The organism is Streptomyces pratensis (assembly GCF_016804005.1).
Taxonomy (GTDB): Bacteria; Actinomycetota; Actinomycetes; order Streptomycetales; family Streptomycetaceae; genus Streptomyces; species Streptomyces pratensis_A.
Genome location: NZ_CP051486.1, coordinates 4,611,804 through 4,633,705 on the forward strand (window position 1 = coordinate 4,611,804; position 21,902 = coordinate 4,633,705).

The following is a 21,902-nucleotide window of genomic DNA, read 5'->3' on the forward strand; positions in this document are numbered from 1 at the left end:
TCACCAGTATCGACCGGAGTAGCGGACACATCCTGACCGCTTCCCGTGCGACCGTGGTCCGCAACATGCACGTGACCGGAAGGAAGCCAGCAGCCGTGAAGTCAAGAGATCCCGCCCGGACCGGATACGCGGCCCGCTCCGGGTGCCCCGGCCGGGCGGTGACGCGATGACCGTTCTCGACGGCCGGGCGCTCAACCGCGCAACGCTCGCCCGGCAGTTGCTGCTCGACCGGGCCGGCATGCCCGCACTCGACGCCGTCGGACACCTCGGCGGTCTCCAGGCGCAGGAACCGCAGGAACCGTATGTCGGACTCTGGTCGCGGTTGCGGGCGTTCGAACCGGCAACCCTCTCGGACCTGCTGATACGGCGCCACGTGGTGCGGGTCCACCTCATGCGGCGCACCGTCCATCTCGTCACCGCCGATGACGCGGTCGCCTGGCGGGCGCGCCACGATGCCATGCTGCGCCAGCGGGTGCTCGGCGTCTACCGCGACGAGTTCGAAGGAACGGATCTCGACGAACTCGCGGCAGCGGGACGGGCGGTGATGGCCGACGGAGAGCCACGCTCGACCGCCGAGGTCGTGGGCGAGCTCACCGCGCGCTGGCCCGCTCCGGCACGCAGAGCCCTCGGCGAGATGGTGGTCGCGGCCCTCGTGCCGGTCGTACAGGCTCCGCCTCGGGGGCTGTGGCGCACCAAGGCAGGAGTGCGCAACGTCCTGATGTCCTCCTGGCTGGGGCGCGGTGTCGACACCCCGGTCCTCGACGGCTCCGACCCGGTCGGCCAGGCGCTGGTACGCCGCTATCTGGCGGCCTTCGGCCCTGCGGCATCGGCGGATCTGCGCGCGTGGTGCGGCCTGACCGGCCTTCCGGCTGCCGTGAGGGCGCTGCGGGAGGAGCTGGTCTCTTTCCGGGACGAGCGCGGGCGCGAGCTGCTCGACCTCCCCGACGCACCACGCCCCGATCCCGGAACGCCCGCACCTGTGCGCTTCCTCCCGGCTTTCGACAACGCGATTCTCGGTTACCAGGACCGCAGCAGGATCATCGACGACGCCCACCGCGGCGTCTCGGTCGCCGGCGAGCGCGTGGTGCTGGTCGACGGCAGGGTCGCCGCGACCTGGACCGTCGACGTCGGCACCGTGGTGGTCACCCCTCTGCGCGGCTTCTCCCGGGCGGACCGCGACGGCGTGGCCGAGCAGGGGGGCGAACTGGCCTCGTTCCTCTCCGACGGCGAAAGCAGTCGCGTACGGTTCACCGCGCCCGGAGACTGATCCGTCCGTGTCTGTCACGCCTCTGCCAGGTTCCGGGTACGGCGCCCCGGGCAAGAGGGTGGAGCGCCGTACCCGTCGGTTCAGCGGATGAGGAGCGGCAACGCGAGGGGCGCGCATGCGCCCACCGCACCGGCACCGCCCGCGAACCCTTGGCAGGAGACCTGTTCGGGCGGCTCCGGGGCAGGCCTCACGCGGGATCGGCCGCCATGCTCCGTATCAGGCTCTTCGGCCGCAGGTCGGTCCAGTTCCGCTCCACGTAGTCGAGGCAGGCCTGGCGGGTGTCCTCCTGGTGTGCCACGGTCCAGCCCGCGGGCACCTCGGCGAAGGCGGGCCACAGCGAGTGCTGTCCCTCGTCGTTGACGAGCACCAGGTAGGTGCCGTTCTCGTCCTCGAAGGGGTTGGTCACCGGTACTCCTAGAACTTAGGTAAGGCTATCTTCACTTGACCGTGCCACCTTACCCAGCTCCGCCCGGCCGGCGCATCACATGGCACAACTCCCGGCGCACCCCGTACGCGCCGCCGATGAGATCAACGGCGCAGCCCGGCCGGTGAGCGCGCGCCGCTCGGGCCGGCTCGGCTGCCGATAGCATCCTCCGGATGACAGTGGGTTCCGAAGACACGAGGCTGATCCTCCTTCGCGGCAACAGCGCCTCGGGCAAGTCTTCCGTCGCGGCCGCCGTCCGCGACCGGTTCGGCCGCGGCCTCGCCCTCGTCGCGCAGGACAATCTCCGCCGGATCGTCCTGCGCGAGCGGGACCGGCCGGGCGCGGCGAACATCGGCCTGATCGACCTGACCGCCCGTTACGCCCTCGACGCCGGGTACCACGTGATCGTCGAAGGGATCCTGTACGCCGACCACTACGGCGACATGCTCGCCCGGCTGCGCGCCGACCACCGCGGCCCGACCCACGGCTACTACCTGCACGTGCCGTTCGATGAGACCCTCGGCCGCCATGCCACCAAGCCGATCGCCCACGAGGTCGGCGAGCCGCAACTACGGGACTGGTACAGGGAACTCGACCTGCTGCCCGGCGGTGTCGAGACCGTCATCGGCGCCGAGAGCACCCTCGCCGGGACGGTCGACCGCCTGATGCTCGACACCGGTCTGGCCGGCCTGGCACCGCTGGAGCCCTGACAGCAGGCCCCCCGGCCGAGGCTCTCCACCCGGGCGATCGGCGCGCTCCCCGTTCACCCGGTACAGCCCGGAAGCACACATGCTCTGAAGGCCGGACTTCATGTTGGGTAGACTGACCTACCTAATAGCGGACCGAGGAGCGTGATGGGCGACACCGGCACAGCGGCGAAGCCACCCAGGAGGCGGCGGGGGGACGCACGCGAGCGACTGCTCGCCGCCGCGGCACGCCGCTTCTACGCGGACGGCGTGTCGGCGACGGGCATCGACACGATCACCGCCGAGGCGGGCGTGGCGAAGATGAGCCTGTACAACAACTTCTCCTCCAAGGCCGACCTGGTGAGGGCCTACCTCGATGGCCGCCACGAGGAGTGGACGGGCCTGTACCGGCGACGGCTGGAGGAAGCGGGAGGCGGGCGCGGTGGCGTCCTCGCCGTGTTCGACGCCTACGCAGATCACGCCGCGTTCGCCTATGAGCACGGTTTCCGGGGGTGCGGCCTGCTGAACGCGGCTGCCGAACTTCCCTCCGGGGACGCGGGCCGGGCCGTGGTGCGCAGGCACAAGGAGGAGGTCGAGGAGCTGCTCGCCGGGCACGTGAGGGAGCTGCTGCCCGGACGGCCGGAGAAGGCGCGCGAGGTGGCCGAGCATCTGGCGTTCCTCCTTGAGGGTGCCATGGCGCGCGCCGGACTGGAGGGCGGGGACGCACGGCTGGCCCGCGCGCGGTCGATGGCCGCGGACCTGCTGGACCGGCTGTGACGCGGCCCGCCGGACTTTCGGCCGGCTCGGTGGGCTTGGGCTCGCTGTGCGTGCTCGCGGCATCCGTGCTGTGGGGCACCACGGGCACCGCGGCGACATTCGCCCCAGAAGTGGGGCCTCTTGCGATCGGGGCCGTCGCCATGGGCCTGGGCGGACTGCTGCAGGCCGTGACAGCCGCCCCCCGCATCCGCGGAGAAGCGCCCTCGTTGCGCGCGCGGCGCGGTGTGGTGCTGCTCGGCGCCGTGGCTGTGGCCGTCTATCCGTTGGCCTTCTACAGCTCCATGCACCTGGCCGGGGTCGCCGCCGGCACGGTGGTGTCGATCGGCTCCGCCCCGCTGGCCTCGGCGCTGATCGAGCGTGTCGTGGACGGGCGCGTCCTGACGCGCCGCTGGATGTTCGGCGCCGCCATGGGCCTGTCCGGGACCGTGCTGCTGTGCGTGGCCGAAGCGGCCCAGGACGACTCCGGCCCCGGGTCCCGGTCCATGGGGACGACCGTGCTCGGCGTGGGGCTGGGCCTGGTCGCCGGTCTCACCTACGCCCTGTACTCCTGGGCCGCTCACCGATTGATCAGCGGTGGTGTGTCCTCCGGGGCGGCCATGGGTACCGTCTTCGGGCTCGGCGGGCTCCTGCTCCTGCCGGTGCTGCTGGCCACCGGTGCCCCGCTGGTCAGCTCCTGGTCCAACGCCGGCGTCGGCGTCTACATGGCCCTGGTGCCCATGTTCATCGGCTACGTCCTGTTCGGCCGGGGCCTGGCACACGTCCCCGCGAGTACCGCGACGACGCTCTCGCTGCTGGAGCCCGCGGTCGCGGCCGTACTGGCGGTGCTGGTGGTCGGGGAACGTCTGCCCTGGCTCGGCTGGGCCGGCATCGCGCTGGTCGTCGGCTGCCTGGCCGTCCTCACCGCACCCGGGCGCACGGTTGTGCGGCAGCAAACGATCGTCACGCGGCACAGGACCGAGGCGGAGGGGCATCTCGCCCGTGACCGGTGACCGTCGTACCGAGCCGGTGCACGGCCAGGATCGTACGGACCCGTGGACACGGCCGCCCGCGGCACCGCCCGGCATCCGGACGGACCGCGGCGGCCTGGCGTCGTCCGTCGCGCGGGGGACGGTGGGCCCCGGTCCCCGAAGAGTCCGCCGGACCTCTTACGCAGGAAAGAAGGGCGGACACGGCGGTCCCTCGTGACGGCAGACGTACGTTCCGCTCGGAGTCGGGCGTCCATCCCGCTGACTAGTCCGCGCGGTTCCGGTGGCCCTCAGGTATGACCCACGACCGACACGAAGACGGATTCGTGGAACCCCTGCTCGCTCATACCGTCTTGATCAGAGACCGACGGCCGACGGCCGACGGGACAAAGGTTCCGAAGACGGGCTAGACAGTGGGCAGGTGGCACGGGTGACTCAGCAGGACCGGCCGAAGGGCAAGGCGTTCGCTCCCGAGTACCAGGGGGTGCTCGGCTCGTTGTCGGTGAACTCCTCCCTCACCGAGGTTCTGGTGAAGGGAATCGAAGAACTGCGGACAGCCGAACGTGCTGGAGAGCAGAGCGAGATGGCACGCTGCGGGCTCGCCGTCGCGGAGGCGTACCGGCGGCTGGGGCGCGTGGAGGAGGCCGACGCGGCCTGGAAGTCGAGTTACCGTGCGGCGCGTTCGGCGGAGGACGTCGGGGCCATGGCCTGGGCCTTGTGGAGCGGTGGCACGCTCGCCCGTCAGCGGGGCTCACTGGCGCTGGCGTACCGGCTGCTCCGGCTCGCGGCCGAGATGGGCGAGCGCGGGGGCGACGTGGTCGTACGCGGCTACTCACTCGCCGGTCTCGCGGAGACCGGGCGCATCCAGGGCGACTACGAGGCCGTCGGCGAGCTGCACGAACAACTGCTCGCGGAGGCGCGCAGGCGGGGAGAGGCCCGGCACACGGTGTGGGCGCTGGAAGGCATAGCCCAGATGCACCGGAACACCGGGTCGTACGACAGGGCACTCGCCCTCTTCGAGGAAGCGGCCGAAACCGCGGGCCGAGCCGACGACATGCGAGGCCGGGCCTGGGCGCTGCGCGGCATAGCCGACGTGGTGTCTGTACGCGACGGTGATGTGGAGCGCGCTCTGGCGCTGCTCACGGAGGCCGAATCCGCCTGCCGCGAGATGAAGTTGTCCAGCGCGCTGGCGTACAACCACAAGATGCGGGCCAATGTGCACTACAGGGCCGGTCAGTACCAGCAGGCCCGTGACACCTACACGCAGGCGCTCGCGGAATTCCAGGAGATGAACGAGCCCCGGGGGACCGCGCTGTCCCGGCTGGGTCTCGCCAAGTCGCTGGCCAGGCTGGGGCGGAATCCCGCGGAAACGGTCGTGGAACTGGCAGAACTCCGTCGGACGCTGGACCGCATCGGCCTGAGGCACGCCCGGGACATGGTCGACAAGGCCGCTGTCGAACTGAGGGTGGGACCGCTGCCCGACGTCGGCCGGCGCGTCGAGGAGGCTGTGACGCGATGACCTCTCCCGCCGCCGTTTCCGCCGACGCCGTACGCCACGCCGCGCCCGCCGGGCCTTCCGCGTCCGCGGACTCCACCGGGGACGCCGCTCCTCCGGGGGGATCCGGGCCCGAGGGCGCCGTGCCGCCTGACGCAGCATCGGCTGTTGGCGTGTCCTCTGATGCCACGCTCACCGCTCCCCGCATCCTCGCCCGCTGCCGCGACCTGGTGCGCCCTTCCCTGGTGACCGCCATAGGGCGGCTTCATCCCTGGCCGGGCGAGATGGCCGCGTTCTCACTCGGCTGGTGCGAGGTCGGCGGTGAGCCCGCTGACGGGTCGTTCGAGGGGAAGGGCGTGCGCCAGGCTCTCGCCGTGCTGTGCGCCGAGGCCGCGGAGGCACCCGGTGAGAGCGCGGTGGCGGGCGCGGTGGCCGTCGAGCTGATCCACACATTCTCGCTGCTGCACGACGACATCATGGACGGGGACGGGACCCGGCGGCAGCGGGAGACCGTGTGGAAGGCGTACGGCACCGGGCCCGCCGTACTCGCGGGCGACGCGCTCTTCGCCCTCGCGGTGCAGACCCTCGCCGAGACGCCGGGACCGCACACGGCTGCGGCCGTGGCGCGCCTGTCCGAGACGCTGAGCGGCCTCGTACGCGGCCAGGCCGAGGACCTGCTCTTCGCGGCCCGCCCCTGGACGGGCCACCAGGCCGTCCGGACCGACGAGTACCGCGCCATGGCCGAGCTCAAGACCGGTACCCTGCTGGGCTGCGCCGCAGCCCTCGGTGGCCTCCTGGGCGGAGCACCGGCCGGCACCGTCGCCGCGCTGGACCGTGCCGGGCGGCACCTCGGGGTGGCCTTCCAGGCCGTCGACGACCTGCTGGGCATCTGGGGTGACCCGGCGGTCACGGGGAAACCCGTGCACAGCGATCTGCGGCAGCAGAAGAAGACCTTCCCTGTGCTCGCCGCCCTCGCCGGTGGTGGCCCGCACGCCCGGGAGCTGGCCAACCTGCTGAACTCCCCGCTCATCCTGGACGACGCGGGTGCCGTTCACGCGGCAGCACTCGTGGAAGCGTGCGGTGGCCGCACCGCCACCCTGGCAGAGGCCGGCCACCACCTCGACGCGGCCCGCGCCTGCCTGCGGGGCGTACCCCTCGCCCACCGCGCGGCGCGCGAGATCGAGGTGCTCCTCGGCTTCCTGCTCCACCGCAGGCTGTGAGTACCCGGCTGCCGGGTGTCACACCACCGCCCCACCCCGATGACGGGTCCGGACGTGCCGCCGGTGTGCCGCTCGGCAGCGACCGCTGACGGGCCGACACCTGACAGGTGGAGTACAGGTCGGCTCGCGGCCGGGCTCGGCGGGTGACCGGCACCCCCGTCGTACCGGGGAAGGTCACACACGGAGCAACCGGTCGGTGAAGGCGTTGCCGAAGACGTTGTGCGGATCGAGTCGGTCGAGCACGCCGATGGCCTCCGCCCACTGGCCCGGACCGTAGGAGGACGGGACGGTCGTCCCGATGACCTCCTGGTCCGCCCAGGCTTCCGTATCGGTGTACGCCCAGCCCTTGGACCACTCGACACGGGTGAGGGCGTAGCCTCCGTCGAAGGTCGCGAGGAGGAACCGCTCCAGGTCCCGGTAGAACGCGTGGGCTCCCGGAGTGGTCGGCTGGGTCAGTACATCGATCCACACCGCGCAGTCGAACTCCGGCCGGTCCACCGGGGGTCGCACGACGGAGAGCAGGGGCGGCCGGGCGCCGGGGGCCGCCGACTCCTCGGGCCGGTCCAGCCCGCCCACACGGATCTCGACCTGCCCGTTGACGGGGAACTCTCCTCGTGCGGCACGCGTCCTCAGCTGCTCGCTGTAGTAGGCCGCGAACTGTGAGACGACGCGCTGCACATCGGCGCGCCGGGTCAGAACGGCGTACCCGTTGGCGGTCTCCCGGAGTGTCGTGGGACGCAGGTAGAACTGGAGGTTGTGGGCGGCGCCCCACAGGTCCGTGGCGAAGGTCGCGGCCAGGCCCGTAGCCGCCACCGTGTACTGGGCGGCACCGAATGCCGGGGCCAGGTACCAGGCGGCCTCCCCCAGCATGCGCCCGGCCAGGCGGGCGACGGGCGTGGGAACCGAGTCGCTGAAGGGATAGTTGTACGGATGGTGCACGGTCCTGGCCGTCGGCGGGCGCTCCGGACTGAGACTCCACACCTTCAGCCACGGCTTGTCCGTGAAGGCGAACCAGATCGCTTCCACCCGCCCCGAGCGGTCGAGGAAGTCGGCGAAGGTGTTTCCCCGGCCGGCGAGTGCGCTGCCCGGCGGGGCGAACAGTTCGTCACTGCTGAGATCCACCCGGCTCTGGCAGCGCAGTGGCATCTCCTCGCCCGCCTGGAGAACGACCTCGGCCACGAGGCCGCGGCCGACGTGGGCAGCCAGAGCCTCGCACTCCTTGTCGGAGCCCCGGTGGAAGGTGCGCATCACGTAGGTGGAACGGGCGGCGTCCCAGACGACAGCCGTGACCGACAGGACGAGGTTGCTCAGGGTGCCGTAGGTGTGCCCCGGGCGCGCGGTCTCCCCCGTCGCGGGCACGCTCGTGCCGTGGGCGTCGATGGCCAGTGTGCCGCCGAGCGTCAGCTCCCCCGGTGCGGGGGTGTTGGTGACCCCCAGTCCGTGGCCTGCAAGGTATTCCGTCAGCGCCTCCAGGGTCACACCGGTCTGGGCTCGGACGGCCCCGGGCGCGCCGGCGGGTGGCGTCACGAGTTCCATCCTGGTCAGATGCCTGGTGGTGTCCAGGAGCAGCACCCGCTGGTCCGACTCGGTGGGCCCGGTGATGGTGAGAGGCGACCAGTTGTGTGCCTTGCCGCGCGCACGCAGTCTCCAGCCGTTGCCGTGTGCCCAGTTCGCGAGATCGGCGAGGTCCTGACCGGTACGGGGGGCGCAGGCCCACAGCCCGTGGTGGGTGATCTCGCCGGCCCAGTTGATGTACGGGGTGCGGTACGCCTCCAGCCCTGCGGGCAGTTCGGGAGGCAGCGACGGGGCGGCGGCCGGCGCCGCTGCTGCGGACGGGTGCGCGCCTGAGGACAGGACGCCGCCGGGAACACCGAGGGCTCCGCCCACGACGGCCGCGGCGCGCAGAACCCCACGCCGCGAAGGAGGGACAGGACGGGATGTGGAGCCGGCAGAATCTGGCATGGGCACGAAGGTAAGCGGCACGCACCTCCCGGCCGGTGCGTTCCCTCAAAAGCCTGCGTGAGCCGGCCCTACGGGTGTAAGGGAAGAGGCGTTCGGCGGCCGGCGCTCCAGCGCGTCGCCGCAGAGGAGCGCCCCGATCCGGTCTTCAGCACGGTCACCGCGCCGGAGCTGTACGGGATCGACGCGAAGGTGTGCACGCGGCACCGAGCCCCCACCGCGCTGTGGCGGCCGTGTCGACGAAGAGTCTCCGCCCGCGTCACCCCACCGCTCGGCCGCACCGGGACCGCGCCGATCACCTCCTGCACGGGACCGGCCGCCCCGGCACCGTACCGACGGGGCGGGGTCGCGGCCGGGTGCGTGGTCGTCGGTCCCGCGTCCGGTCAGCCCGGGCGCCGCATGCCGTCGATGATGCGGGTCCAGTTGTCACCGCCGTGTCCGTCCTCGACCGCACGACGGTAGTGGCCCTGCACGGCCAGCGGGAGCGCGAGGTCGAGGCCGAGTGACGTACTGGTGTCGACGATGTGGTCGGATGTCGCACCCATCATGGTGACCGTGCTGAGCTCGCCGGGGTGCTCTCCGGCGTCCAGAGCGGCGCCCGGGTTCTCCTCTCCGGCCCTCATCATCTCGCCGATCGAGTCGGCGGTGGAGAACAGTTCCGGCAGCGCTTCCTGAGCCTTCATGCCTGCGGTGCCCAGCATCGCCGTGGCGTGCATCAGCCCGGAGAGGGCGGAGAGGAACACCGTGAGGTGGGCCTGGTACATCAGTTGGGCGAGGCCTGGATCCTCGCCCAGGTACCTTGGCGTGCCGAGCAGTGCCAGAACCTCCAGGTGGCTCCCCAGGGTCTTCTCGGGGCCGCTGTAGTAGACGTAGGCCGCCTCGGTGCCGACCATCGGCGCGGGCGTCATGACACCGCCGCTGAGGAAGGTCGCGTCGTGGCCGGCCGCCCATGCCGCGGCCTCGCGTGTGCGGTCGGGGGTGTCCGAGCTCAGATTGACCAGCGTGCGCCCGGCGAGCAGTTCGGTGGCGTTGCCGAGGACGTCGTACATCGCCTGGTAGTCGGTGAGACTGAGAATCACGAGATCACTCGCTTCGACCGCCTCGGCAGGGGTCGCCGCGAGCGTCGCCCCGTCGGTCACGACACCGTCGGCCCGACGAGCGGTGCGGTTCCAGACGGTGACCGGGTGTCCGGCGGAGAGAAGCGTACGCGTCATCGCCTGTCCCATCGGACCGAGTCCGATCACGGTGACAGAGCGGTCGTTCCTGGAGTTGGGGTTGTTCCGTCGTTCGTTCACCCTTCCATGGTCGAAGAGCGCCGCTATTCTCGGAAGTACCCACTATCTTCTTCGGTACTTACCTTTTCGTAAGGGGAATCTGCGATGGCCAAGGCGCCGAGGTGCGGGCCTTACATCTGTGGCATCGACGCCGCGCTCGACGTACTGAGCGGCAAGTGGAAGGGATTGATCCTCTGGGAACTCGAGTCCCATGGCGTACGTCGCTTCGCTGAGCTCCGCCGCGGTCTGCCGGGAGTGAGCGAGAAGATGCTGACCCAGCACCTGCGGGAGATGGAGCAGGACGGTCTCGTCATCCGGGAGGTCTATGCCCAGGTACCGCCGCGGGTGGAGTACTCGCTGACCGAGCACGGGCACACACTCAACCGAGCGCTCGGACCGCTCGGCACCTGGGGGGACGAGCGGATGCGTCGCGAGGGCTCGGCCCTGATCGACCTCACCGAGACCCCGCACGGCTGAGGACCGTCCCGCTGTCACTCCCGGTGCGGCCTGGCGTGGGGGCTGCGCCGACTACCCGCGGGCGCGGCCGACCGACACGCAGGACGGACCCCGGGCCGCGGGCCGGTCGCACCTGGCCTCCGGTTTCAGAGGCAGGCCCGGCGTGCCCCGCGGACATCGCAGGGTCCGGAGTCCACGCGCCGCCGCCTATCCCAGGAGAGCGGCGACGGTGATCAGAACCGGAATCGAGAGGATGGTGGACAACAGGATCGACTCCCGGGCGAGTTGTTCGGCGACACGGTACTGGGAAGCGTAGGTGAAGAGGTTCTGGGCGGCGGGCAGCGCCGACGTCACGACGACGTCGAGGAGAGCCGCGCCGTGCAGGTGGAAGACACCCGCTCCCACACCCCAGGCGATGAGGGGCTGGACAGTCGTCTTGAGCGCGGCGGACAGCACGATGGCGGGCCGGTTGTCCCCGCGGGCGGGTATGCCGCTGCCTCGCAGGGAGATCCCGAAGGCCAGCAGGACCGCCGGGACGGACATGTTGCCGATGAGGGTGAGAGGTTCGAACACCGGAGACGGGACGGTCCATCCGGTGGCGGCCACGGTCACGCCGGACAGTGAGCCGACTGCCATCGGGTTGCGCAGCGGAGTGGTCAGGCGCTGCAGGAGAGGGCGGGGTTTGCCGGGTCTGCTGAGGTCCAGGATCGTCAGGGCCAGGGGGGTGACCACGATCTGCTGGAAGAGCAGGACGGGGGCGACGAGCGAGGCGTCTCCCAGTACGTACACGGCGATCGGGATCCCGAGATTGCCGGCGTTGACGTAGCTGGAACACAGGGCGCCGATGGTGAGCTGTCCGGTGCCCCAGCCCCGGAGGAGTCCCACGGTGACGAAGATGGCGGCTGCGGCGGCCGTTGCGGCGGCGGTGACGAGGAGCCGCTGGGAGAAGACGACCGAGAGGTCCGCGCCCGCCAAGGTGGTGAAGAGCAGTGCGGGGGTCGCCACGTTGAAGGCGAGCCTGGTCAGGACCGTCCGGCCGTCGTCCCCGAGATGTCCCCGGCGTCCGAGGACGTATCCGACGCCGATGACGACGGCGATCACCGCGAACCCGGTCAGAACTCCCTGCATGAATTTCCTTGCTGATGAATCGTGTGCGGCCGGTCGGTGCGGATGGCCGTCCCGTGCCGGCGGCCCGGACCGTCGATGCCGTATGCGGCGGCGTCGCCCGGTCACGGGAGACCCGGAAGGCTCGCACCTCCGCCCGCTCCGGAAGCGGGCCGGCGGTGGCACCGGCGCGGTTCGACCGGGAGTCGCAGGGGTTGCAGGCGGGGCGGATCCGCCCTGCGCCACTGCCCCCGCTTCTTCCCGAAAGCACGCTCGACAGCGTGTTGACCAGGGCTTAGCTTACGGTCACCGTGGACTGGTGAGTCCGTCGCCCCGCCCGTCGTCGTGGGCTGCGGGCCCGGCCCGGGCTGCCCGGGCCGGCGCCGCCACCGGAGGTGACGTCGGCAGGAAGCCCGGTGGGCCCGATCGGCTCGGCACAGGGCCGTGGAGGCGAGGGCCTTTCGTCGCGATCGGGCCGGATCAGGGAGCGGGGTCCTGTGGCGGGGACACCTCCCACGCCGTTCAGGCCGCGAGCGGTGCGCCAGGACGGACGTCCGGGCCACCCTGACCTTCGCTCATGCGGGGCTTCCGGGGGTGACCACGTCTTCACCGCCCGGTCATCCGGTGCCGTAGAGCGTCGTGAGCAGTTCGATCGCGGCGTGCACCGAGGGAGGCGGCCCGTCCCGCCACCAGACGAGTCTCACCGCGATCGGTTCGGCATCGCGCACCGGCCGGTAGACGATGCCGGGGCGCGGATACTGGTGGGCTGTCGACTCGGCCGTCATACCCACGCAGCGGCCCGTGGAGATGGCGGTCAGCCAGTCGTCGACGTCGTGCGTGTCCTTGATCGCGGGCCGGGAGCCCGGCGGCCACAGATCCGTGGTGGTGGTGCCCGTCCTCCGGTCGACGAGCAGCGTGCGCCCGCCGATGTCGGCGAGCGTCACGGAGCGGCGCCGGGCCAGGGGATCGTCGGACGCCATGGCGCACAGACGCCGTTCCAGCCCCACGACGGCGGAATCGAAGCGGCGGTCGTCCAGCGGCCGGCGTATCACCGCGAGTTCGCAGGCGCCCTCCGCAAGCCCGGCGGAGGGCGAGTTGACGCGGACCAGTTGCAGCTCCGTCCTGGGGTGCGACTCGGCCCAACTGCGCTGAAACGCCAGTGTGTGCCGGCCGACGGCCGACCAGGCGTAGCCGATACGCAGGTGGACGTGGCCCGAGGTGGCGTCCCGGACCAGGTCGTCCACATCGACGAGCACCCGCCGAGCATGTGCCACTACGCGCACCCCCGCCCCTGTGGGACTCACCTCACGGGAGGTTCGCCGCAACAGGCGTACCCCGAGGGACCGTTCGAGCGAGGCGAGCGTGCGCGACACGGCCGCCTGGGACACACCGAGCGCGATGGCCGCGTCGGTGAAGCTGCCCTCGTCCACGATCGCGACGAGACAGCGCAGCTGCCGGAGATCCACATCCATGACTCAAGCGTATAGACGGGACGGCAGATGCATTATGCGCAAGAGACTCGACGCCGCAGCATCGGGGAATGCCAGCAGTCACCACTCCCCCGACCACCACCGGTGCCGCCGCCCCGAAGCCAGGCTCCGAACGGCTGGCCGGTGTGATCACCATGCTCGGCAGCGGTCTCTCCAACCAGACCGGTGCCGCGATCGGCTCCCTGGCCTTCCCGGTCCTCGGGCCGGTGGGTGTCGTCGCCGTTCGCCAGTACGTCGCCGCGATCGTCCTGACAGCCGTCGGACGGCCCCGCCTGCGCACCTTCACCAGGAAGCAGTGGTGGCCAGTACTGCTGCTGGCACTGGTTTTCGGAACGATGAACCTGTCCCTCTACTGTGCGATCGACCGCATCGGCCTCGGTCTCGCGGTGACCCTGGAGTTCCTCGGCCCTCTCGGCATCGCGCTGGCCACCTCACGCCGCCGGGTGGACGCGTGCTGTGCGCTGATCGCGGCGGCGGGCGTCGTCACCCTTGCGCGGCCGCAGCCTTCCACCGACTACCTGGGGATGGGACTGGGCCTGCTGGCCGCCGTCTGCTGGGCGTCCTACATCCTGCTCAACCGCACCGTGGGGGAACGCGTTCCCGGCGTACAAGGATCCGCGGCGGCCGCCGCACTCTCCGCCCTGATGTTCCTGCCGGTCGGCGTCGTCCTCGTCGTCCAGCGACCGCCCACCGCGGGGGCCGTCGCCTACGCGCTCGCCGCCGGCCTCCTCTCCTCGGCCGTCCCCTACCTGGCGGACCTCGTCACCCTGCGCCGGGTACCCGCCCGGACCTTCGGGCTCTTCATGAGCGTCAACCCCGTCCTGGCCGCCGTGGTCGGCTGGATCGTCCTCGGCCAGGATCTGGGCTGGACCGCGTGGGCGGCCATCGCGGCCATCGTCGCCGCCAACACCCTGAGCATGGCGGGCCGGCCGGTGACGGCCTGATCGCCGCGCGCCGCGCAGATCCGGCCCGCACCCACCTGAATCCCTACCTGACGCCCCTGCCCCGGTGCCCCGTCGGCGACGAGCCGTCCGGTGCGTCGAGGGCCGGGCACCAAGCGGCGTCCAGGCGCCTGGTGTGACCTGCGTGGCAGCCATGGCCGCCCACAGCCGCTCCCCCGCCCCGACTCCGCCGCAGCACCGCGGCAAGCCCTTGCCGGGGCCACGGCGGCGTGGCAGGGCAACGCGTCCGTGCAGAGGGCGCTCGTGGAAACCCTCGCCATCACATGCTCCTGGCACCGGCCTTGATGGCTTCACGAATGCGGAGGTAGGTGCCGCAGCGGCAGATGTTGCGGATGCCGTCGAGATCGGCTTCGGTGATTTCGCGTCCTTCCTCCGCGGCCCGGCGCACGAGGGCGACGGCTGCCATGATCTGGCCGGGCTGGCAGTAGCCGCACTGGGCCACGTCCTGGTCGAGCCACGCCTGCTGCATGGGGTGCAGGTCCGCGCCCACCGTGGCCGGAAGGCCTTCGATCGTCGTGACTTCGTCGGTGGGGTTCAGGTCCCCGACGGGAATCGCGCAGGGGTTGACCGCCCTGCCGTTGAGATGGCTGGTACACGCTTTGCAGACGTTGATGCCGCAGCCGTACTTGGGGCCGGTGACACCCAGGACGTCGCGTAGCACCCACAACAGCCGCACATCGTCGGCGATGTCGACGGTGACCTGCTCGCCGTTGAGGCGGAATGTGTGCTTGGGCACGTGAGACTCCTTGCGTCAGTAGGCGTGGTCGCGGCCATCGGTCGGGGACTGCGGAACGGGTGGGACCGTCGGCTTCGGTTCGAAGGAGAGCGTGCCGTGGTTGACGGGAAAGGTGGTGGGCATTGTTCCGGTCGCACGTCCGTACGCGCATGCGACCGCGGCCATCGTCGCTGCGACGCCCAGCTCGCCCGCGCCGCCCGGCTTCCCCGTGGTGTCCGGCATGATGATGATGTCCAGCTCGGGTGGAGTGTTCCACTGCCGGGTGTAGAAGTAGTTGTCCCAGCTGGCCTCCAGGAAGTACCCGTCACGCAGGTGCAGGCTGGAGGTGAGGGCCAGGGCGATACCGTCCATGGCGCAGCCCATCATCTGGGCCTCCAGCCCCCGTGGGTTGATGGTGAGGCCGGCGTCCACGGCGAGGACGACCCTGGTGACGCGTGGTCCGGCGACGCCGTCGCGGATCGGACGGGCCACGGTCTCAGGCCGGCAGTCGATCTCCACCAGGACCGCGCTGGCCGAGTGGTATTCGGAGTGGAGGGCGATTCCCTGCGCCGTTCCATCGGGCATCGGCCTGCCCCAGTGCCCGGCTTCGGCGACTTTTTCCAGCACCGCGAGGCATCGGCGGTCCTTGAGGAAGTCGCGCCGGAACCGGTAGGGGTCCTTTCCCATCTTCGACGCCAGTTCGTCGATGACGAGTTCCCGCGCGCAGGTGACGTCGGGAGAGTAGACGTTGCGCATGCTGCCGGTGTTGAAACTCTTGTCGGTCTCGTTCAGCAGCCGGCTGTTGACGCCGAAGTTGTACGGCATCGACTGGGAGAGCTGGAAGAAGGTCTCGGAGAATCCGAGGTCTGCCACCGGAAGTTTCGCCGCCAGGGCGGTGAAGATCTCACCGAAGCCGTGACCGAGGTCGGTGGCGACGCTGGTGTGGCGTTGCTTGTAGCTGAGGACGGTGTCCCCGACGTAGGAGATGCGCACCCGGGACGTGGCCATGGGATGCGCACGTCCCTGGCGTGAGTCGTCGGCCCGGTGCCACATGAGTTTGACCGGTTTGCCGATCTTCTCGGAGACCTCGACGGCTTCCAGCGCCGCGTCGAAGAAGAGCTTGCGTCCGAAGGACCCGCCGCCTTCCGTGACATGCACCGTCACCGCGCTCAGCGGCAGTCCCAGGTTGGCGGCGATCGCCTCCTTCGCGACGATCGGCGCCTTGAGGCTGGACCAGATCTCGGCACGGTCGGAGCGGACGTCGGCGATGGCGCAGTTGGGCTCCAGCGCACTGTTGCTGCGGAAGTGAAAGGTGAACCTGCCTTCGACGCTCGGGGTCAGTGGCGGGAGCCCCATCGTGATTTCCGCGGCCTTGAGTTCCCTGAGCACGGAGTCGTCGCTCTTGCCTTTCGCGCTCCCCGGCACCCACGACACCTTCAGGGCGCGTACGGCGTCGATGCACTGGCCGAAGGTCAGGGCGCGTACGGCCACGCCGCTCTTGATGACGACGACGTCCGTGACACCCGGCATGGCCCGGACCTCATCGGTGTTGGCGACGGATCCGACCTTTCCGTTGATCGTCGGCGGACGGCACACCATGGTCGGGAAGGCATCGGGAACGGTGAGGTCCATCGCGAACTTCTTGCGTCCGGTCACCGCGTCCAGAGCGTCGATGCGACGCTGCGGAGTGCCGATGACGGTGAACTGCTCGGCCGGCTTGAGTTCGGCGGTGACCTGCTGGGTCCGTACGGCCGCGGCCTTCTCGGCCAGTGCCCCGATGCCGATGGTCCGGCCTGCGGGGCCGATGACCACGCCCGCCCTGATGGTGACCTCGGTCAGGGCCGCACCGAGTGCCGTCGCGGCGGCCTCCAGCAGCCTTCCGCGCGCCACGGCGGCCGCGACCCGGATGGGGGTGTAGGTCGCGATGGTCGTGTTGGACCCGCCGGTGAGCTGGTTGAACACGAGTTCCGGCCGTGCGTCGGCGAGGACGACCCGGACCCTGTCGAGGGGTACGTCCATCTCCTCGGCGATCAGCATGGCCGTCGACGTGGTGATGCCCTGCCCCACCTCGGCCCGCGGCAGCGCGAAGGACACCGTGCCGTCCGTGTGGACCTGGACGGTGATCAGACCGGAGGTCGGCAGAGCTGCCAAGGTCATGACATCGTTGAGGTCGACCAGCTCCGTGATGTCGGCCGAAGGCACGTCGGCTCTGGCCTGCTCGGCAGGTACGAGTTCGGCGGCAGCCACCAAGGTCGGTGCCGCCAGTACGAATCCCAGGAACCTGCGCCTGTCGAAGGCGTGGCTCCCGGACGGCGGCTGGGCCGCCCGGTCGTCACCGTTCACCATCGGTCTCCTCTCCCGCGCGCCCTTGCGGCGTCATCTGTCCGGGAGTCTGGCGGAGGACTCGTCCCGGCGTCCCGATTCGGCGCGATCTGGTCGGTGGTTGCATGGTCGCTCCGGCTCCGGCTGGGGTGGTGGACGGGGCTGCCGGGGGCGGTGGAGGGTACCGCCCCCGGCAGCGTCAGGCGGCTGTCGCACTGACGGATGTTCCGGAGCCGCTCAGGACGGACGGTTGACGTCCGGGATGTCGATCGCGATGGGCCGGCCCTCGGCGAGGAAGAGCAGGACGAACTTACGGAGCGCTTCCTCCAGCGTCCACAGGACCGCAGGGACGGCGGGCAGCGGGACCAGCCCCTCACGGAAGGCCACCAGCAGCGGCCAAGCGGTCGATATGAGCTTCTCCAGGATCGGCTGCTTGGACAGGCCGATCATGTCGCCGACCTCGCCGCCGAGCGTGTACCTGGTGAAGGCGCTGATCAGAGGGCGTGTCAGGCCGGCGTCGAGTTCGGCCACGATCCCGAGGAGGACGTTGGTCAGTGCCTCACCCTCCGGGCTGTGGGCGAGGATCGGGTCCAGTACCTGCTTGGACTGGGCCTCGGCCGCGTCCCACGAAGCGGGGATGTACTCGTCGCTGACGCCGAGCATGTGCGCGCTCACCTGCCACACGTGCAGATACGCATCCGAGTCGGCGGTGTTGACCCGGACACCCCACTCCTTCATCCTGCGCATGACAAACGTGGCCAGGCTGTGCCAGGTGACCATGATGTCGGCCTGGCTGATCGGGATCTTCTGACCCCCGCTGGTCCCGGACCATCCGGGGGACTGCGGCAGCAGATGGCGTACCGCGGCGTGCACCATGCGTGTCTTCACGGCGGTCACGATCATCGAACCCTGCGGCAGGTACGCGTCCAGGTCCCCGATGTCGTAGCCGAGCCGCGCGGTCTTCGCGATGCGGTCCTTCATGTCCGCGCCGCCCTTGGAGTAGTAGACGGCGCGCGCCTCCCTGGGAATGGCGGTGCTCATCAGGCCGCTGCCGAGGCCGTAGAGAGCCCCGACGTAGATGCCCTTGGTCTTGCTGAACTGGGCGGCGCGGTCGAGTTTGCCCTTGTCCGCCCAGGTCGGCATCCGACGGGCGTGCTCCATGAACTCCTTGAGGTCCGCCGGGAGTCCGTCGGGCAGCGGCTGGTCGTTACGGGTCCACCGCTTCAGCAGTGTGTTGACCCGGGGTACGTCGCCGCGGTCGATCACGGAGGCGAGCACCGGGTCCGCTTCCTCGTCCCACACCCATTCCGGGTCGACACCCGCCCCCGCCCCGGCCACCGACCCGCTGGGCGACCAGGTCCACAGGGACCGGGCGCTCGCCGGGGAGGCTGCCGCCAGCGCCCCGGCGGCTCCCAGGGCCCCGCCTGTCATCAACATCTTGCGCCTGCTGAACGCGTCCATGCTTATGAGCTCCTTCTCGAGTCCTGATCGGTGGACACCACGGGGAGAGAACAGGGGATGCGCGGCCGGGTGCCGGTGGAGCGGCGCCGCACACGCCGCGGGTGACGTCAGCGGGATCCGGGCCGGTTGGTGTCCGGGATCTCGATCCGGGCGCCCCGGCCCTTGGTGAGGTAGAAGAGGATGTACTGACGAGCCGCCTCGTCGATCGTCCAGGCGAGGGGCGGCACGAGCGGCAGAGGGATCAGCTTCTCCCGGAAGGCGATCAGCCTCGGCCAGACGGTGGCGATCACCTTTCCCCAGAACGCCTCTTCGGGGATGCCGTCCATGTCGGCGACCCGGTCACCGACGAGGAAGCGGGCCAGTGCGTCGACGAGTGGGCGGTCGATGCCGCCGGGGCTCGTCTGCTCGGCGAGCTGGCCCAGCAGGATGTCGGTCAGCTCGACGCCCTCCCTGGTGGAGGCGAGGATCGGGTCGAGGACCTGCTTGGACTGGGCGTCGGCCGCGTCCCACGTGGCGGGGATGTACTCGTCGCGGACGCCGAGCATGTGGGCGGTCACCTGCCACACGTGCAGATAGGCCTCCGAGTCGGCCTCGGTGATCGGGACCTTCCATTCGACCAGCTTCTGCATGGCGTACGTGGCCAGGCTGTGCCAGGTGACCATGATGTCGGCCTGGCTGATCGGGATCTTCTGGCCGTCGCCGGTCCGGGTCCACCCCGGGGACTGCGGCAGCAGGTGACGGACCGCAGCGTGCACCATCCGGGTCTTGACGGCGTGCACGATGACATCACCGTCCGGCCGGTAGGCGTTGAGGTCTCCGATGGCGAAGCCCAGCAGGCTCGTCTTGGCGACGCGGTCCTCCATGTCGGCGCCGCCCTTGGAGTAGTAGACGGACCGCGCCTCCCTGGGGATGGCGGTGCTCAGCATCCCGCCTCCCACTCCGTTGAGCAGATTGAGGTAGAAACCCCGGGACTTGTTGAACTCGGCCGCGGTCTCCAGCTTGTCCCGGTCGGCCCAGGAGGGCAGTTGCCGGGCCTTCTCCATGAAGTCGCGCACGTCCTGGGGGAGTCCGGCCGGCAGCGCCTGGTCGTTGCGGGTCCAGGTGCGAAGCAGCTCGTTGACCCTGGGCACGTCACCGCGGTCGATCACCGAGGCCATGAGCCGGTCGGCCTCGTCGTCCCACACCCATTCCGGGTCGAGGCCCTCTCCCGTGCCCGCGATCGACGCACTCGGGGCCCACGTCCACAGTGACCGCGCGGCGGCCGTCGAAGCCCCGCCCAACACCCCGACGGCCCCCAGGGTCCCGCCCGCCATCAACATCTTGCGCCTACTGAGTCCATCCATAGCCCCGAACTCCTCCTTGAGTCCTTCAGCTCTGAGGTTCTCCAGATTGGTACAATGAAACATATCGAGCATCTCTGTGTCACCAGATGAGCACAGGTGAGTCAGGAACGCCAGAGTCCTATCGAAATCAGGAGGCGCTCGCGGATGCTCCGCCACGGAACCGGGGGCCTCCGAGCCAGGATCCGGCCGGATACGAAGCCCGCTGTCGGCAGATCTGTGCCGGCCTTCGCCCGGAAGCCACCGTTCGAATGATCAAGCGAGCCCTACCGGTGGTTGCCGAGCGTGTCGCGAGGCGAGCACGTGTCCCCGGGGGTACGACGTCGTCGCAGCACGGATGCCGAACCCCTTGAGGAGATCATTCATGTACGCAGCAGTCCGGCGATATGAGGGTGTAGTAGATCCGGCCGAAGCGGGACGCCTCGTCGCAGAGGGGTTCGTACCACTCGTGCGCCAGGTCCCCGGATTCGTGGCCTACTACTGGATCGATGCCGGAAACGGGGTGATGCTCTCGACCAGCGTCTTCCAGGATCGTTCCGGCGCCGAGGAATCCATCGAGCGGGCGGCGCGCTTCGTACGCGACAACCTCGCCGCTCACCTCCCCAACCCTCCCCAAGTCACAGCAGGCGACGTCGTCGCCTCTGCATAGCGCTGTCCCGAGCATGCGCAGCGGTGTCCGGGGCACGCGCCGGCTTCGGCACGCGCATCACGGAAACGGCGCGGAGTCCGACTCCGCAATGCCCCCGGACCCCGATCCGCACAGCCGAGGGCTGTCGTCGGAACCCAGCCGAAACCGATCAACCGTGGAACGGGGAGTCGACGGCCGGCGGGACGCAGGGTCTCGCGACTCGTTGCAGAGGCCGCACTTGCCGGCCGTGGTCTCGGTCACCGTCTCACGTCGATGAGGCGGCCGACCGGTCTCACGGACATGACATCACCTCAGGACGCGGGGCCGGCCGCCGTCCGGGCAGGCCACGACGGCGGGGTGGCCTGCCCGGCATGAGCGCCCCGGTCGTCGTGCAACGACCCCGTGCGGCTCGGACACTCTCTTCAAGCGCGTCCCGCGATGCGTGAACGCCCCGGAACACCTCCCCGTAGCGCCCGCACGCACACCCCGCCACCCGAACTATGGTGTCCCGCCACATACGCCCCTGACCTGCCCCTTCCTACGGTATGGCGACACGGAAACGTCCCCGCCAACTGTCCGGAAGTGGTATCCATGGCCGCCCCAGCAACCGCTCCCCCACCCCCGTCCAACCTCCGCCGCATCGTCGCAGCGGGCCTCGTCGGGACCACGCTGGAGTGGTACGACAACTCATCCGATCGGGGCTAGGACCTGCGGCTTTCCATGATTCCGACCTTCGAAGTCAGCACGGAACCAGCACGGGGTTTGTGGCGCGCTGACTCGGTAACTGGCCGACTTGCGTCGCAGCGTACTCCGCTGCCCCCGACGGCCTCCGACGGCCTCCGAACATGGTTGCTCAGTGTCACCAACAGCCCGAGCCGACAGGGGTAACTGCTACTGACAAAGGCTGCTGATCATGAACTTTCGGCCTGCTGACCCGTAGGTCTCGCTTGGACCATCTCCGGTCGGCCGGGCCCGCCCCGGCAGCAAGCACCACATCATCGTCGACCGCCACTTGCACTGCCGGCGCCACCGGCCCCGGCAGCTGTTCACCGACCGAGGCTTCGACTTCGGCAACTATCGCCGTCTTGTCGGCGCGCGTGGGATCGCCCGCCGCGGCACTCCGCACGGCTCAGGCCTGGGCAAAACCCGATGGGTCGTCGAGCGCACTTTCGCTTGGCTTCACCAGTTCAAACGGCTGGCATCCGCTACGAGATACGCGCCGACCTCAACCTCGGACTGCTCCAACTCGCCTACAGCGTCGTCGTCTGTTTGAGACGACGCAGGATCTCATTCTCAACGATCAATTAAAGAGCGTTTTTCCCGGCGGGGATGTTTGATATGTCGAGCGCTGTGAGGC

At 70.1% G+C, this 21,902-nt stretch carries 18 protein-coding genes and 1 pseudogene; 10 read left to right on the forward strand and 9 right to left on the reverse strand.

Annotation, left to right across the window (positions count from 1 at the left end):
* Window positions 1-166: 166 nt before the first annotated feature.
* Complete coding sequence (locus HED23_RS18640) at window positions 167-1,267, forward strand: winged helix DNA-binding domain-containing protein (protein WP_203184532.1); 1,101 nt, start codon at window positions 167-169, stop codon at window positions 1,265-1,267.
* 187 nt (window positions 1,268-1,454) lie between these two features.
* Here the strand turns inward: HED23_RS18640 and HED23_RS18645 are convergent, their stop codons facing one another.
* The gene (locus tag HED23_RS18645) at window positions 1,455-1,673 is read right to left on the reverse strand and encodes an MbtH family protein (protein WP_203184533.1); all 219 of its coding nucleotides are present in this window, start codon (window positions 1,671-1,673) and stop codon (window positions 1,455-1,457) included.
* 191 nt (window positions 1,674-1,864) lie between these two features.
* On the opposite strand from HED23_RS18645, the gene HED23_RS18650 reads away from it, so the two are divergent.
* The 5 genes from HED23_RS18650 (at window position 1,865) to HED23_RS18670 (ending at window position 6,834) form a co-directional block, all read left to right on the forward strand.
* Complete coding sequence (locus tag HED23_RS18650; protein ID WP_238442025.1) at window positions 1,865-2,401, forward strand: kinase; 537 nt, start codon at window positions 1,865-1,867, stop codon at window positions 2,399-2,401.
* A gap of 144 nt (window positions 2,402-2,545) precedes the next feature.
* Entirely contained in the window at window positions 2,546-3,154 is a 609-nt protein-coding gene (locus HED23_RS18655; RefSeq protein ID WP_203184534.1) for a TetR/AcrR family transcriptional regulator, read from the forward strand.
* Between the two features lie 50 nt (window positions 3,155-3,204).
* A complete protein-coding gene (locus tag HED23_RS18660; RefSeq protein WP_203184535.1) occupies window positions 3,205-4,143 on the forward strand; it encodes an EamA family transporter in 939 nt (312 codons plus the stop codon).
* Between the two features lie 397 nt (window positions 4,144-4,540).
* On the forward strand, window positions 4,541-5,638 hold the full coding sequence (locus tag HED23_RS18665; protein ID WP_203184536.1) for a tetratricopeptide repeat protein: 1,098 nt from the start codon (window positions 4,541-4,543) through the stop codon (window positions 5,636-5,638).
* Window positions 5,639-5,787: 149 nt separating this feature from the next.
* Complete coding sequence (locus HED23_RS18670; RefSeq protein ID WP_238442026.1) at window positions 5,788-6,834, forward strand: polyprenyl synthetase family protein; 1,047 nt, start codon at window positions 5,788-5,790, stop codon at window positions 6,832-6,834.
* A 174-nt stretch (window positions 6,835-7,008) separates the two neighbouring features.
* Here HED23_RS18670 and HED23_RS18675 read toward each other — a convergent pair whose 3' ends face one another.
* The gene (locus HED23_RS18675; protein WP_203184538.1) at window positions 7,009-8,796 is read right to left on the reverse strand and encodes a cholesterol oxidase substrate-binding domain-containing protein; all 1,788 of its coding nucleotides are present in this window, start codon (window positions 8,794-8,796) and stop codon (window positions 7,009-7,011) included.
* A 380-nt stretch (window positions 8,797-9,176) separates the two neighbouring features.
* On the reverse strand, window positions 9,177-10,088 hold the full coding sequence (locus HED23_RS18680; protein ID WP_203184539.1) for an NAD(P)-dependent oxidoreductase: 912 nt from the start codon (window positions 10,086-10,088) through the stop codon (window positions 9,177-9,179).
* Window positions 10,089-10,172: 84 nt separating this feature from the next.
* On the opposite strand from HED23_RS18680, the gene HED23_RS18685 reads away from it, so the two are divergent.
* Window positions 10,173-10,544, forward strand: a complete 372-nt coding sequence (locus HED23_RS18685) for a winged helix-turn-helix transcriptional regulator (RefSeq protein ID WP_203184540.1) — start codon at window positions 10,173-10,175, stop codon at window positions 10,542-10,544.
* Between the two features lie 186 nt (window positions 10,545-10,730).
* On the opposite strand, the gene HED23_RS18690 is transcribed toward HED23_RS18685, so the two are convergent.
* Both HED23_RS18690 and HED23_RS18695 read right to left on the reverse strand, forming a co-directional pair.
* Window positions 10,731-11,651 (reverse strand): AEC family transporter, encoded by a 921-nt coding sequence (locus HED23_RS18690; RefSeq protein WP_203184541.1) that lies wholly within the window; start codon window positions 11,649-11,651, stop codon window positions 10,731-10,733.
* A 593-nt stretch (window positions 11,652-12,244) separates the two neighbouring features.
* Window positions 12,245-13,099 (reverse strand): LysR family transcriptional regulator, encoded by an 855-nt coding sequence (locus HED23_RS18695; RefSeq protein WP_203184542.1) that lies wholly within the window; start codon window positions 13,097-13,099, stop codon window positions 12,245-12,247.
* A 68-nt stretch (window positions 13,100-13,167) separates the two neighbouring features.
* Between HED23_RS18695 and HED23_RS18700 the strand changes: the two genes are divergently transcribed.
* The gene (locus tag HED23_RS18700) at window positions 13,168-14,061 is read left to right on the forward strand and encodes an EamA family transporter (RefSeq protein ID WP_238442027.1); all 894 of its coding nucleotides are present in this window, start codon (window positions 13,168-13,170) and stop codon (window positions 14,059-14,061) included.
* A 277-nt stretch (window positions 14,062-14,338) separates the two neighbouring features.
* Here HED23_RS18700 and HED23_RS18705 read toward each other — a convergent pair whose 3' ends face one another.
* From HED23_RS18705 to HED23_RS18720, 4 genes are all read right to left on the reverse strand, one after another.
* Window positions 14,339-14,815, reverse strand: a complete 477-nt coding sequence (locus HED23_RS18705) for a (2Fe-2S)-binding protein (protein WP_203184543.1) — start codon at window positions 14,813-14,815, stop codon at window positions 14,339-14,341.
* Window positions 14,816-14,830: 15 nt separating this feature from the next.
* Complete coding sequence (locus tag HED23_RS18710) at window positions 14,831-17,140, reverse strand: molybdopterin cofactor-binding domain-containing protein (protein WP_203184544.1); 2,310 nt, start codon at window positions 17,138-17,140, stop codon at window positions 14,831-14,833.
* 213 nt (window positions 17,141-17,353) lie between these two features.
* A complete protein-coding gene (locus tag HED23_RS18715; RefSeq protein ID WP_203184545.1) occupies window positions 17,354-18,577 on the reverse strand; it encodes an oxygenase MpaB family protein in 1,224 nt (407 codons plus the stop codon).
* Window positions 18,578-18,684: 107 nt separating this feature from the next.
* Window positions 18,685-19,920, reverse strand: coding sequence for an oxygenase MpaB family protein (locus HED23_RS18720; RefSeq protein ID WP_203184546.1), 1,236 nt, complete (start codon window positions 19,918-19,920; stop codon window positions 18,685-18,687).
* 361 nt (window positions 19,921-20,281) lie between these two features.
* Between HED23_RS18720 and HED23_RS18725 the strand changes: the two genes are divergently transcribed.
* Entirely contained in the window at window positions 20,282-20,566 is a 285-nt protein-coding gene (locus HED23_RS18725; protein ID WP_203184547.1) for a hypothetical protein, read from the forward strand.
* A 925-nt stretch (window positions 20,567-21,491) separates the two neighbouring features.
* Window positions 21,492-21,853 (forward strand): annotated as a pseudogene (locus HED23_RS35285) (transposase); the annotation flags it as partial.
* Window positions 21,854-21,902: the final 49 nt, after the last annotated feature.

Bases quoted from the DNA above. Each gene is read 5' to 3' on its own strand.
- HED23_RS18640 (WP_203184532.1), top strand. From the start codon at position 167: ATGACCGTTCTCGACGGCCGGGCGCTCAACCGCGCAACGCTCGCCCGG.
- HED23_RS18650 (WP_238442025.1), top strand. From the start codon at position 1,865: ATGACAGTGGGTTCCGAAGACACGAGGCTGATCCTCCTTCGCGGCAAC.
- HED23_RS18655 (WP_203184534.1), top strand. From the start codon at position 2,546: ATGGGCGACACCGGCACAGCGGCGAAGCCACCCAGGAGGCGGCGGGGG.
- HED23_RS18675 (WP_203184538.1), bottom strand. From the start codon at position 8,796: ATGCCAGATTCTGCCGGCTCCACATCCCGTCCTGTCCCTCCTTCGCGG.
- HED23_RS18685 (WP_203184540.1), top strand. From the start codon at position 10,173: ATGGCCAAGGCGCCGAGGTGCGGGCCTTACATCTGTGGCATCGACGCC.
- HED23_RS18690 (WP_203184541.1), bottom strand. From the start codon at position 11,651: ATGCAGGGAGTTCTGACCGGGTTCGCGGTGATCGCCGTCGTCATCGGC.
- HED23_RS18695 (WP_203184542.1), bottom strand. From the start codon at position 13,099: ATGGATGTGGATCTCCGGCAGCTGCGCTGTCTCGTCGCGATCGTGGAC.
- HED23_RS18700 (WP_238442027.1), top strand. From the start codon at position 13,168: ATGCCAGCAGTCACCACTCCCCCGACCACCACCGGTGCCGCCGCCCCG.
- HED23_RS18710 (WP_203184544.1), bottom strand. From the start codon at position 17,140: ATGGTGAACGGTGACGACCGGGCGGCCCAGCCGCCGTCCGGGAGCCAC.
- HED23_RS18715 (WP_203184545.1), bottom strand. From the start codon at position 18,577: ATGGACGCGTTCAGCAGGCGCAAGATGTTGATGACAGGCGGGGCCCTG.
- HED23_RS18720 (WP_203184546.1), bottom strand. From the start codon at position 19,920: ATGGATGGACTCAGTAGGCGCAAGATGTTGATGGCGGGCGGGACCCTG.
- HED23_RS18725 (WP_203184547.1), top strand. From the start codon at position 20,282: ATGTACGCAGCAGTCCGGCGATATGAGGGTGTAGTAGATCCGGCCGAA.